Source organism: Terrimonas pollutisoli (assembly GCF_029360765.1).
Classification (GTDB): domain Bacteria; phylum Bacteroidota; class Bacteroidia; order Chitinophagales; family Chitinophagaceae; genus Terrimonas_B; species Terrimonas_B pollutisoli.
Window position 1 is genome coordinate 53,202 of the sequence record NZ_JARKNA010000021.1, and the last position, 12,323, is coordinate 65,524.

Genomic DNA, 12,323 nt, shown 5'->3' on the forward strand with positions numbered 1-12,323 from the left:
CCTAGTAGCTAAAAAGTATGTCCTCTGATCGTCCCAGGATTTTTTTTCCCAATCTTGATAGCCTAAGATTCCTGGCTTTTTTATTGGTTTTTCTCCAACACGGATTTTATAATGGTTTTAAAGCTTTTGAGGGTAAAAGCTATTTATCAGACAGGCTGATCAGTTTCTTTTTTACGGGTGGGGCAACCGGAGTTCAAATATTTTTTGTATTAAGCGGGTTTCTCATCACCTATTTATTACTGAACGAACAAAGAACAGCAGGCCAAATAGATCTGAAAAAATTCTACTTGCGCCGCACATTAAGGATCTGGCCTTTATATTATGCTACTGTGATTTTTGCCTTTATATTTTATCCCTACCTCAAATCTATCATAGGTATTAATTCAGACCTCTGCTCAAGACCCTGGTATTACTTTACCTTCCTCGCCAATTTTGATTCCATTTATATTAGCCAGCACTGTCCCGGCCAAAGCGCCATGACCCAGGGTATTGTTTGGTCAGTTGCTATTGAAGAACAATTTTATATTTTCTGGCCTTTGTTGTTTCGCCTGTTACCTTCTTCCCGGCAATGGCTGATTTTCCCGCTCGTTATTGCTGCCTGCATTGGTTTTAGGATCTATAATGCCGATGCTGAAGGAAAGGTATTGTACTTTCACACATTTGCAGTGATGGGCGACCTGGCGATTGGCGGTCTCTTTGCCTATTTATGCATGCACAACCAAAAGTTTTTAGCGTGGCTGCAGCAGTTGCCAAAAAAGGCCATTGCCTTTGCTTATCTTTTTATTTTCTTCTGTTATTTTTTTCAGGACCTCATTTTTACGTTTCCCGGGTCGGTAACATCTAGCAGGCTAATCTTTGATTGCTTTTGGGCGTTTATTATTGTTGAGCAATGCTTTGCCAGAAACAATTTATTTGCATTAGGCAGGAATGAAAAGTTCTCCAGCCTCGGCAAAGTTTCGTATGGTCTCTACATGCTTCATCCAATAGGAATTTTGATTACAGATATAGCATTCAGATTATTAAAGATCAATACTAGTTCATCCTTTATACTGATAGTGATGGGCTTAATAAGCCTGATACTTAGTATTTTGATAGCAAGGTTGAGTTATAAATGGTTTGAGATCCCATTCCTGAGACTGAAAGATAAATTCGCCGTTGTAAAAACACAAGTGGTTTAAAACACGCAACCAATCCGGAGAATTAAAAACTATTCAACTAACATTCAAAATTTGAAGAACGCTAGATCACTTTATCTTCCTGGCCTTAATGGCATCCGTGCTATCGCCGCTTTATTGGTTGTTATATCACATATAAGTTTGCAAATTGCCGATCTTGGCTTCGCGGCAAGAGGAAGTATTAATATGGCGGGGAAGGGTGTTACTATGTTTTTTGTATTGAGCGGCTACCTGATAACAACCCTGCTTTTAAAAGAACAGGATAAAACCGGTGCTATTTCTTTACGCAAATTTTATGTCAGGCGTATTCTTCGTATCTGGCCTATTTATTACCTGGCATTGATCATTGCCATTTGCTGGTTCTTATTCTCCAATCAGCCGATTGATGGCAGTGGCGCTTTTTTCTATACCTTTTTAATGGCCAATGTTCCCTTTGTATTTGGAGGAGTTATCAGCCCGGTGGCTCAATTGTGGAGTGTAGGTGTTGAAGAGCAGTTTTATCTTTTCTGGCCCTGGCTGTTCCGTTGGAAGCAACGGCTCCCGTACCTGATGTTAGGAATTATCGTATTGTTTCTCGGCTTACGATTGTTGTTGCGGGTAGTAGAGAATGGGAATTGGTACACGTTTATTGGTGTTACCCGGTTCCATTGTATGGCGATAGGCGGACTTGGTGCCTGGGCCATCCATCACAAAAAAGCTTTTGTTCAAAAATTGTATCACCCGGTATTGCAGGTGGTATGCTGGCTGATATTAGCGATATCTGTATACAAGCCCCTCCATTTTCTTTCCATCATTGATAACGAGCTCTATGCTTTTCTGTTCCTTGTTATCATTATTAACGTTAGCACCAATCCCAAAACGGTTTTACGGCTTGAGCATCCCATCATCAGTTGGCTGGGGCGAATATCATATGGCATCTACGTATATCATTTATTTGCTATCATTATTGGATTTGCTTTGTATAGACGCTTGCTGCCGGCATCTCCGGGTTATGAGATCATTGTGTATATTTTGGTAACAGGCATTACCTTGTTGATGGCCCATATTTCGTATTACTATTTCGAATCCTGGTTTTTACACCGCAAGGAAAAATTTGCAGTGGTACCCAGTACCAATGTGGCTCAGGATTTACCACGCAACGATCAAAGTGAATTAAAAGTGTCAATTAATACGGTGGGAAATAATGCCGATTAAATTTTATTATAACTCTTCAATTATTCTTAAAAATGCAGGCTGTTTTCTGTTGCCTGGTAAATTAAATCATACTTATCTATGTCTTTAGATCTTAATGGCAAATCAATTTTGATTACTGGTGGCACAGGATCATTTGGAAAAGCATTTACAAAAACGGTGTTAACTAAATGGCCCAATATTAAAAGACTTGTTATCTATTCAAGAGATGAGCAAAAGCAGTTCCAGATGGCCCAGGAGTACCCCTTCAACAAGTATCCACAAATACGATTTTTTATTGGCGATGTTCGGGATGAGGAAAGGCTGATCAGAGCCTTTCGGGGAATTGATTATGTAATTCATGCAGCCGCCATGAAGCATGTGCCCATAGCAGAATACAATCCTGACGAGTGTATTAAGACAAATGTAGTAGGTGCACAAAACGTTATTCATGCTTGTCTTGAAACTGCAGTAGAAAGAGTAGTTGCGCTTTCAACAGATAAGGCCTGTGCGCCAATCAATTTGTATGGCGCCACAAAACTTACTTCCGATAAATTGTTTATAGCCGCCAATAATATCAGGGGTAATAATCCAATTAAGTTTTCGGTGGTCCGTTATGGCAATGTGATGGGATCTAACGGTTCCGTCATTCCTTTTTTTATTCAAAAGAAAAAAGACGGCGTGTTGCCAATCACTGTTGAATCGATGACTAGGTTTAATATTACACTCGAAGGCGGCGTAGACATGGTATTGCATGCTTTGGAATATGCCTGGGGCGGTGAATTATTTGTACCGAAAATACCGTCCTATAAAATAATGGATGTAGCAAAAGCTATCGGACCCGCATGCGAGCACAAAATTGTTGGAATAAGACCCGGGGAAAAAATTCATGAGGAGATGATCACCTCTTCCGATTCATTTTTTACCTATGATCTCGGAAAATATTATGTAATCGTTCCCCAAACTCCCAATTGGAAAATCGATGAGTTCATACAGCATTTTAATGCAAAAAAAGTTCCGGATGGGTTTGCCTACGATTCAGGTACCAACTCTGAATGGGAAACAGTCGAAAGCCTGCAACAATTGATCCGGGAACATGTAGATCCTGATTTTGTAGCTTAATTTAGTCAGTATTAATTGTATAATAATGATCCCTTACGGCAGGCAAAATATAACAGAAGAAGATATTAAAACGGTGGTGGAAACCTTGCAATCGGATTTCCTGACACAGGGCCCAAAGATTGCAGAATTTGAAGAGGCCTTTGCAAAATATGTGGGTAGCCAATATGCTGTGGCTGTAGCCAATGGCACAGCCGCTTTACATTTATGTGCCCTTGCGCTAAACGTAAAGGAAGGCGATAAAGTCATTACTACACCGATCACTTTTGCAGCTTCGGCTAATTGTGTACGCTATTGCGGCGGCGAAGTAATTTTTTCGGATATCGATCCCCGAACCTATTTGCTTGATATCGAAAAACTAAAAAATCTGCTGCAGTCATCACCCAAAGGAACCTACCAGGGAGTAGTGCCGGTAGATTTTGCCGGCCGGGCGGTTGATCTTGAAGCCATTCGGGCATTGGCAGATGAATATGGGCTATGGATCATTGAAGATGCCTGTCATGCGCCGGGCGGATTTTTTACTGACAGCAAAGGGAATAAACAATTTTGTGGTAATGGAAAGTTTGCTGACCTGGCCATTTTTTCTTTTCATCCTGTCAAGCATATTGCCTCTGGTGAAGGTGGTATGATAACTACCAATGATGAAGGATTATATAAAAAATTATTAACGCTTCGTACGCACGGTATTTCCCGTGATACGAATAGTTATGCCAATGAACCCGCATTTGCCGCCGGCACGGACTCAAATACCTATCCGGGTTGGTATATGGAAATGCAGACATTGGGTTACAATTACAGGTTAACTGATTTCCAGGCGGCATTAGGAAGCAGCCAGTTGAAAAGAGCAGACAAAGGTTTGAAGAGAAGAAGGGAAATAGCGGCCATTTATGAAAAGGCATTCCAAGGAAAATCTTTTATCAAAGGACAGTCAGGTGTGGTAGAGGGACATGCTTATCATTTATACATTCTCGAGGTTGACAACAGGTTAGGGTTGTACAATTATTTAAGAGAGCATAAAATTTTTGCCCAGATACATTATATACCTTGCCACCTCATGCCTTATTACAAACAGTTTGGCTGGAAAGAAGGAGATATGCCGAATGCTGAAAACTATTATCGTCATTGTATCAGCTTACCTATGTATCCAACTTTAACACAGGAAGAACAGGAATTTGTAATCGATCAGGTAATAAAATTTTTCAATTAAAAACTATTAAAATGGAATCTACAAACCAGGAAAAATTTTGGAAAAGTGATTTTGGAAAAGAATATACTGATCGCAATAATTGGAAAGATGATGAAGACTGGGATAAAGTATATGTTGATACGTGGGGCTTGACGAAGCTGGAGATCAACGATAAAATCTTAAAGGATTTACCAAGGGATATAAAAATTCTTGAAGTAGGATGTAATTACGGTGCCCAGTTGCGGGGATTTCAGCGAATGGGTTTTGAAAACCTGTATGGTATTGAATTGCAGCCTTACGCTGTGGAAAAGAGCAAACAAAAATTTTCAGGGCTTAATATCATCTCGGGTTCGGGATTCGATCTGCCCTTTAAAGATGGATTTTTTGATTTGGTTTGCACCAACGGAGTTTTAATTCATATTTCACCGAAAGATAATTTTGGTTTTATGAAAGAGATACATCGCTGTAGTAAAAAATACATCATGGGATGGGAATATTATGATAATGAAACAAAAGAGCTAAACTACCGCGACAATCAAGGATTCATGTGGAAGGCGGATTATGCATCCATCTATCAAAAAAACTTTCCTGATTTACAGTTGAAGGACGAGCATTTTGTAAAATATCTCGCTAACGATAACAGGGATTCAATTTTTTTGCTCGAGAAAAAATAGCTTGGGCGATATTTACATGAAAGTATATTTTCGGGCAGACGGTAATAGTGAAATGGGGCTCGGTCACATGGTAAGGTGTGGCGCCCTGGCCGAAATAATCAGGGAAGATACCAGGCGTATTCTTTTTACACGATGCCAACTCGGGCCGATAGTTGAAGAAATGCGAGAGGTGTTTGATGAAGTAATACAATTGCACGAGGAAATTTCCGCTCAGGAAGAACTCAAACAATTTACACAGGCAATATCGCCCGCCGATTTGGTTGTGATCGATGGATACCATTTCAAAGGAGACTACCAGCAAAAGATAGTTGACAGCGGCGCACTCCTTGTGTGTATAGATGATATACATACTTATCCATTTAAATCTTCAGCGATAATTAACTCCGCGGGTAATATTAAACCTTCGGATTACGATGCACTTCCTCAAACCCAGTTCTTTCTTGGACCAGCTTATACTTTATTGAGGAAGTCTTTTTTGAAGAAGGCTTTAAAGAGGCAACAACGAATAGAAAACAGCAGTGTTTTTATTTGTCTTGGCGGAGCAGATCCGGCTAACGCAACCCTTGACGTTTTAGAATTTGCCATAGCGCTAAACAAGTTTGATCAATATTTTGTAGTAGTTGGCAACGGGTACCGGTATTTTGATGAACTGGAGCGCTATATTGCAGGTAAGGATGATATTTCGGTACTCAAAGGATTGTCGGCGGCTGACCTTGCTGATACCATGGCGAAATGCTCTTACGGCATATGTTCACCAAGTACCGTTTGCTACGAATACATGACAGTAGGAGGAGTTGTTTATCTAAAACAGATAGCCGATAACCAGCAGGATATGATTCAGTACCTGGTTGAAAACGGATTTTCTTTTTTGCTGGAAAATGCAGGCAATACAACAAAAGAGCAGGAGGAAGAAAGTCTCATCAGGCAAATGAACGTATTTGACGGTAAAGCTGGTGAAAGACTAAAATCTGTTTTTGAAAAACTTTTTCTTTCGAAACAGGTAAATACCAGGAGAGTTAAGAAAGATGACCTGATGCTGTGTTATGAATGGGCTAACGATCCAATGGTTAGAGAGCAGTCTTTTAACAGCAACGCGATTCCATTAGCAGAACATGAACAGTGGTTCAATTCAAAATTACAGGACCCGTATTCGTTTTATTATATATTGGAGCTGGAGAATAATTCGTTTGCGCAGATACGGTTCCAGGTAAGCGACTCCAACGCCGTATTAAGCTATCTTATTGATAAGGACTACCGGAATAAAGGACTGGGAACAACGATTCTTTCGAAAGGAATAGAAGCATTTATTAAGGACTTCAACACAGCAATAGATATAATTGGTTATGTTAAGTTTTCTAACGTGGCATCCCAGCGATCATTTGAGAAATTAAATTTTGAAAAACAGGAAGCGATTGAATACGATACTTCTTATAAATATGTAATGCATTATGATGGAAATTCAAATTCTAAATAAAAAAATTGGTGAGTTTCATAAGCCATTTATTATTGCTGAAATGTCAGGCAATCACAACCAGTCGCTTGACAGGGCGCTTTCCATCGTAGACGCAGCGGCGGAGGCAGGTGTAGACGCCATTAAGCTTCAAACATACACGGCCGATACTATGACCATAAAAGGAGCTTATCAAATCAATGATGAGGCTTCATTATGGAAAGGAAGAGAATTATATGATTTATACAAGGAAGCCTACACGCCATGGGAGTGGCATAAAGCGATATTTGACCGTGCAAAGGAAAAGGGGATCGTCGCTTTTAGTTCTCCCTTTGATGAAACCGCTGTTGATTTTCTCGAAGAATTAAATGTTCCCCTTTACAAAGTGGCTTCATTTGAAAATACAGACTGGCCCCTGTTGAAACGAATTGCCAAAACCGGAAAGCCGGTCATTATGTCGACGGGCGTAAGTGCATTGTCTGATATAGACGAGTCCGTGAGAGTGCTTCGTCAGCATGGATGTAATGAGTTAGTATTGCTGAAATGTACCAGCACTTACCCGGCTACTCCTGAGAATACCAATTTGATGACCATTCCGCATCTTCAGCAACTTTTCAATTGTGTTGTTGGTCTTAGCGATCATACCATGGGTATAGGCGCTTCTGTTGCAGCAGTGGCACTAGGCGCTCGTGTAATTGAAAAGCACTTTACATTGAGAAGAACTGATGGAGGTGTTGATAGTGCTTTTTCTTTGGAACCCGAAGAATTGAAATCACTGGTTGTTGAAGCCGAAAGAGCCTTTTTGGCATTGGGTAAAATACAATACGGCGTACAAAAGGCAGAAGAAAAAAGCAAGGCGTTCAAACGTTCTATCTATATCAGTAAAGATATCAAAGCCGGCGATATAATCAGTTTGGACAATGTCAAAGTCATCAGGCCTGGCAATGGCCTTGAAAGCCGTTACCTTGATCTGGTGTTGGGTCGAAAGGTTCAAAAAGACGTAGCGGCCGGGACACCGCTTACCTGGGACATTATTTAATACCTATTTATGAACAGCAAGACAGTTGCTATTATTACTGCCAGGGGTGGAAGCAAAAGAATTCCCCGCAAAAACATAAAGAATTTTTTGGGTCAGCCCATTATTAAGTACTCAATTGATGCAGCTTTAAGCTCGGGCATTTTTGACGAAGTGATGGTGTCTACGGATGATGAAGAGATTGCAAAAATCGCTACTCAGTATGGTGCAACAGTTCCTTTCATGCGATCGTTAGAAACAGCCAATGACTATGCTACGACAGCAGAAGTTTTACTGGAAGTGTTGGCCCGGTATAAAAAAGTGGGCAAAGAGTTTCAGTCTGGTTGTTGCATTTATCCTACAGCACCGTTTGTAACAGGTGAAAAATTAAAGAAAGCCTTTCAATTGCTGAGCGAGAATAAAGCAGATTCAGTGATACCCGTTACCCGTTTTAGTTTTCCTATCTGGCGGTCATTTAAAATGGAGGATGGAAGATTGCTCTACAACTGGCCCGAAAATGCCAGCAGGAGATCGCAGGATTTGCCTCCCGCTTTTCATGACTGCGGGCAGTTTTATTTTTTTGATACAGTTAAGTTTTTGGAAACAAAAAGCCTGGTTTCAGCAAATACTTTTGCACTTGAAGTACCGGAGTCTGAAGTTCAGGATATAGATAATGAAGAGGATTGGAAGATTGCTGAAATTAAGTACTCGTTCCTGGCCGCAAAATAAATTTGATAAATTGACTGGTTTAATAATCGGGTGCGGTAATATCGGAGCGTTGTATGATTTGAACGATTCTGAAAAAGTATGGACGCATGCCAAAGCTTTTTCCAGGACTTTCGGCATTGATTTCGTTGTAGCTGATTCAAACCATGTGTTGGCAACTAAGGTCGCAAAGAAATATAATGTCAGTTCGGTTGAATTGTATAGAGGATTCGATTTTGATAAGTATAGTATAGTAAGTATCACTACTCCTACTCCTACGCATTTTGAATACCTTAAGCTATTGCTCCAACAAAAAGTACCTGTCATCATTTGTGAAAAGCCGGTAGCGGCAGATAAAACGGAATTAATTGAACTTACGAGGCTTTATCAAAAAAGTGAAAGTAAAGTACTTGTCAATTATATACGCCGGTTCCAGCCTGCGTATGAAAAGTTAAGGAAGTCACTGAAAAAACAATTGAACCCGCAGGGTTGTAAAGGCATCAATATAAAATACCAGCGGGGATTGCTTAATAACGGCGGCCATGCATTTGATCTGCTGGAATTTCTTTTTGACAAGCCTTTTTCTTTTGAGAAGTTTAAGTCCCAGCATTTTGTATTTGATGCATTTCCTTATGATCCTACTGTTTCAGGTTCCTGTTTTTTTGAAGGATGCCCGGTAACGATACTTGGTGTTGAAAATGCTTCCTATCCCGTATTCGAAATAGAACTTTTTTTTTCTACCGGGAAAATTGTCATTTGTCACAGCGGAGATGAAGTGAGATTTTATGAGTACAGGAAAGGGAAGGGTTTAGTGGAAAACCAAAAACTCCGGCAAACCAATATTCTTTCCCAATACATGATGCCGGTATTGAGTAAGGCAAGAAGATTATTTGATAGGAAAGAAGAAGCTGACAATTTTTTACAGGCTGTTGAATTAAATAAAAAAATTTCCGATGTTATATCAACCATCCGAAAAAAAGGTAGCTAGTATGTCAAAAAAATTAGCCATCAATGGCGGCACTCCCATAAGAACAAAACTGTTTCCAGCTTATAACACGATTGGGGAGGAAGAGAAAAAAGCTGTGATGAAAGTACTGGATTCAGGAAATCTATCGCAGTATCTCGGTGCATGGACGCACGACTTTTTGGGAGGTCCAACGGTTAGGGCTTTTGAAAAAAACTGGTCCGAGGTGTTTGGGGTAAAACATTCGGTTTCTATAAATTCAAATACATCAGGTTTATTTACTGCAATGGGTGCTATTGGCATTCAGCCCGGCGATGAAGTAATAGTATCACCTTATAGCATGTCCGCCAGCGCTATTGCTCCGTTGGTGTATGGAGGTATACCTGTCTTTGCAGACATTGATCCAGATAGTTTTTGCATGGACCCGAAGAGTATTGAGAAGTGTATTACTCCACGGACAAAGGCTATTTTGATCGTTCATATTTTTGGTAACCCGGCCGACATGGATGCGGTCATGGCTATTGCTAAAAAGCATAAGTTATACGTGGTAGAAGATTGTGCACAGGCGCCAATGGGAAAATACAAAGGCCAATATGTAGGTACTTTCGGGGATTTAGGTGTATTCAGTTTGAATTATCATAAGCATATTCACACTGGCGAAGGCGGAGTTATTATTACAAACAATACAGAACTAGCTGACCGTTGCCAGATGATCCGTAATCATGCTGAAAATGTAACAGCTCCCAGGGAAATAAAAGACCTTACCAACCTGATCGGCTACAATTACCGGATGACGGAAATTGAATGTGCTATCGGTATTGAGCAACTCAAAAAGTTGCCTTCTCTGCTTCAACAACGATTGGATAATGTGGCTTTTTTAAATGAGCAGTTTGCGAAGTTTCCCGCGTTTGAAATATTGCCAACTCTTACAGATGGATCAGTCAATACATACTATGTGTATCCAATAAAATTCAATCAGCAAGTCGCCGGTATACATAGAAATAAATTTGTGGAGGCGCTAAATGCGGAAATTCCTTCAGCTGTCTTGAGAGAAACAGCTCCATTGGTAGGTGCGGGATATGTAAAACCAATTTACCTGCAGCCAATTTACCAGCAAAAAGCAGCCTGGGCGTATGATCCGAAATTATATGACGGAGATGTTAATTACGCCAAAGGCCTTTGCCCGGTGACCGAGAAAATGCATTTTGATGTTTTATTCACACACGAATACATGCGCCCGGGTATGCATAAAGAGGATATGATGGATGTAGTGAATGCGATGGAAAAAATATTAGAGAATGTCCATGAATTGAGTTGATCATGTTTGGATTGCCCGATGGGAACGGTGTAATGGCATTCAGTGATACGGCAGGAGCCAACGCTTGTTTGTCGCTTGCTTTTATGTTACAAGCGGAAGGCCAGCCAATTCCAACCTTGTTTACTAATAACCCGGGCTTTGCCAATAATGATTGGGCCCTCACTGTCAACTATGTTGATAAAAGTGATATTAATATAGATGATTCTTATGCCAGCTATATTTTTACCGGCACGTCACATCCGGACAGTTCCAGGGGGTTTGAACTTGGCTTTATCCGGTTGGGCAGGCAATTAAACATACCATCCATTTCTTTTATTGATCATTGGGTAAACTTCCGGGTAAGATTTGAGATAGGGGGTGAAAGGATACTACCTGATACAATATGGGTGTTAGACAAGAAGGCCAAAGAAATTGCTATTACAGAAGGTTTACCGGCTGACAAACTGTTGATCCATAAAAACCCGCAGCATGAGTACCTGGCGAAATATTGGAGATCACAGTTTGAAGGTTATGGATACCTGGACACGTTGGGGATAAATATTGTACCGGGCACGAGGGTTGTTTTATACGCTCCCGATCCATTATCGCTTCGGGGCAAAAGCAAAGAACTTGGATTTGACGAAACTTTAGTATTGATCGAGCTGGTCAATGCTTTGTCAAAACTCCCCGGTTCGCCTTCCATTCTTCTACTTATAAAACCGCATCCTTTACAACCGGAAGGAAAATTGGAGAGTGCAGTTGAACATACTAGTGCGAATATCCAGGTGAAGATTATAAAACAAGCGAAAAATACCGAGCTTATCAATTGCGCTGATGTTATAGTAGGGATATATTCAAATTTCACCTTAGAAGCAAAGCAAATGCACAAGCCTGTAATACGGTATTTCCCGGCTTCTCAAGATCTTGACCCGCTCCATCATCTTGAAGATATAAGGCCTGTTGCGGATAGGGAGTCTCTTTTTTCTTTACTTAATACGTATTTAAAGTATGAGTGATGTCATTTTTTTAAACGGTGAAAGAGTTTTATTGAGGCCACTCACTAAAAATGATCTTACACCTGTATATCTCCAGTGGCTCAATGACGAAGAAGTTACACGATTTAATTCACACGCCACCTTTCCTAACACGCAGGAAAAGATGGAAGCTTATTACAATTCATTGCAGGATAACAACAGGAATGTAGTATTGGCAATTATTGATAAAGCCGGCAATAAACATATCGGGAATGTATCGCTGCAACAAATCAACTGGATATCCAAGAATGCTGAATTTGCCATTTTACTCGGCGATAAAGAGTTTTGGGGCAAAGGGGTAGGTGAAGAGGCAGCGATGCTGATTGTTGACTACGGATTTGAGCGATTAAATCTTCATCGCATTTATTGTGGCACTATCCAGGGTAATGACGGAATGAAAAAACTTGCTAAAAAGTTATTCATGACGGAAGAGGGATTGCGTCGCCAGGCCATTTTTAAAAATGGGAAATATCTCGATATAATTGAATTTGGCGTTTTAAGAGAAGAGTTTAAAAAGAATAAATAATAATAATA

At 40.3% G+C, this 12,323-nt stretch carries 12 protein-coding genes; all 12 read left to right on the plus strand.

All coding sequences use genetic code 11. The features are described from left to right. Positions 1 to 17: 17 nt before the first annotated feature. The 12 genes from P2W73_RS23070 to P2W73_RS23125 all read left to right on the plus strand — a co-directional run bounded on the left by P2W73_RS23070 (position 18) and on the right by P2W73_RS23125 (position 12,315). Positions 18 to 1,178, plus strand: coding sequence for an acyltransferase family protein (locus P2W73_RS23070; RefSeq protein WP_276504461.1), 1,161 nt, complete (start codon positions 18 to 20; stop codon positions 1,176 to 1,178). 51 nt (positions 1,179 to 1,229) lie between these two features. Next, the gene (locus P2W73_RS23075) at positions 1,230 to 2,369 is read left to right on the plus strand and encodes an acyltransferase family protein (RefSeq protein ID WP_276504462.1); all 1,140 of its coding nucleotides are present in this window, start codon (positions 1,230 to 1,232) and stop codon (positions 2,367 to 2,369) included. A gap of 78 nt (positions 2,370 to 2,447) precedes the next feature. Beyond that, positions 2,448 to 3,467 carry a UDP-N-acetylglucosamine 4,6-dehydratase (inverting) gene (gene pseB, locus P2W73_RS23080; RefSeq protein ID WP_276504463.1) on the plus strand — a complete coding sequence of 340 codons (1,020 nt, stop codon included), beginning with the start codon at positions 2,448 to 2,450 and terminating at the stop codon, positions 3,465 to 3,467. Between the two features lie 25 nt (positions 3,468 to 3,492). Beyond that, positions 3,493 to 4,671, plus strand: a complete 1,179-nt coding sequence (gene pseC, locus P2W73_RS23085; protein WP_276504464.1) for a UDP-4-amino-4,6-dideoxy-N-acetyl-beta-L-altrosamine transaminase — start codon at positions 3,493 to 3,495, stop codon at positions 4,669 to 4,671. A gap of 11 nt (positions 4,672 to 4,682) precedes the next feature. Beyond that, on the plus strand, positions 4,683 to 5,324 hold the full coding sequence (locus P2W73_RS23090; protein ID WP_276504465.1) for a pseudaminic acid biosynthesis-associated methylase: 642 nt from the start codon (positions 4,683 to 4,685) through the stop codon (positions 5,322 to 5,324). Between the two features lie 16 nt (positions 5,325 to 5,340). Next, complete coding sequence (pseG, locus tag P2W73_RS23095) at positions 5,341 to 6,798, plus strand: UDP-2,4-diacetamido-2,4,6-trideoxy-beta-L-altropyranose hydrolase (protein WP_276504466.1); 1,458 nt, start codon at positions 5,341 to 5,343, stop codon at positions 6,796 to 6,798. Beyond that, positions 6,776 to 7,813, plus strand: a complete 1,038-nt coding sequence (gene pseI / locus P2W73_RS23100; RefSeq protein ID WP_276504467.1) for a pseudaminic acid synthase — start codon at positions 6,776 to 6,778, stop codon at positions 7,811 to 7,813. Before pseG ends, pseI begins: the two co-directional genes overlap by 23 nt. Before the next feature lie 9 nt (positions 7,814 to 7,822). After that, positions 7,823 to 8,518: a pseudaminic acid cytidylyltransferase gene (pseF, locus tag P2W73_RS23105; protein WP_276504468.1), complete on the plus strand. Its 696-nt coding sequence runs from the start codon at positions 7,823 to 7,825 to the stop codon at positions 8,516 to 8,518. Positions 8,519 to 8,528: 10 nt separating this feature from the next. Continuing rightward, complete coding sequence (locus P2W73_RS23110) at positions 8,529 to 9,482, plus strand: Gfo/Idh/MocA family protein (protein ID WP_276504469.1); 954 nt, start codon at positions 8,529 to 8,531, stop codon at positions 9,480 to 9,482. A 1-nt stretch (position 9,483) separates the two neighbouring features. After that, positions 9,484 to 10,776, plus strand: a complete 1,293-nt coding sequence (locus tag P2W73_RS23115; protein WP_276504470.1) for a DegT/DnrJ/EryC1/StrS family aminotransferase — start codon at positions 9,484 to 9,486, stop codon at positions 10,774 to 10,776. Between the two features lie 2 nt (positions 10,777 to 10,778). Further along, positions 10,779 to 11,771, plus strand: coding sequence for a CDP-glycerol glycerophosphotransferase family protein (locus P2W73_RS23120; RefSeq protein ID WP_276504471.1), 993 nt, complete (start codon positions 10,779 to 10,781; stop codon positions 11,769 to 11,771). Beyond that, positions 11,764 to 12,315, plus strand: coding sequence for a GNAT family N-acetyltransferase (locus P2W73_RS23125; protein WP_276504472.1), 552 nt, complete (start codon positions 11,764 to 11,766; stop codon positions 12,313 to 12,315). Before P2W73_RS23120 ends, P2W73_RS23125 begins: the two co-directional genes overlap by 8 nt. Positions 12,316 to 12,323 lie beyond the last annotated feature (8 nt).

Bases quoted from the DNA above. Each gene is read 5' to 3' on its own strand.
- P2W73_RS23070 (WP_276504461.1), top strand. From the start codon at position 18: ATGTCCTCTGATCGTCCCAGGATTTTTTTTCCCAATCTTGATAGCCTA.
- pseB (WP_276504463.1), top strand. From the start codon at position 2,448: ATGTCTTTAGATCTTAATGGCAAATCAATTTTGATTACTGGTGGCACA.
- pseC (WP_276504464.1), top strand. From the start codon at position 3,493: ATGATCCCTTACGGCAGGCAAAATATAACAGAAGAAGATATTAAAACG.
- P2W73_RS23090 (WP_276504465.1), top strand. From the start codon at position 4,683: ATGGAATCTACAAACCAGGAAAAATTTTGGAAAAGTGATTTTGGAAAA.
- pseG (WP_276504466.1), top strand. From the start codon at position 5,341: ATGAAAGTATATTTTCGGGCAGACGGTAATAGTGAAATGGGGCTCGGT.
- pseI (WP_276504467.1), top strand. From the start codon at position 6,776: ATGGAAATTCAAATTCTAAATAAAAAAATTGGTGAGTTTCATAAGCCA.
- pseF (WP_276504468.1), top strand. From the start codon at position 7,823: ATGAACAGCAAGACAGTTGCTATTATTACTGCCAGGGGTGGAAGCAAA.
- P2W73_RS23115 (WP_276504470.1), top strand. From the start codon at position 9,484: ATGTCAAAAAAATTAGCCATCAATGGCGGCACTCCCATAAGAACAAAA.
- P2W73_RS23120 (WP_276504471.1), top strand. From the start codon at position 10,779: ATGTTTGGATTGCCCGATGGGAACGGTGTAATGGCATTCAGTGATACG.
- P2W73_RS23125 (WP_276504472.1), top strand. From the start codon at position 11,764: ATGAGTGATGTCATTTTTTTAAACGGTGAAAGAGTTTTATTGAGGCCA.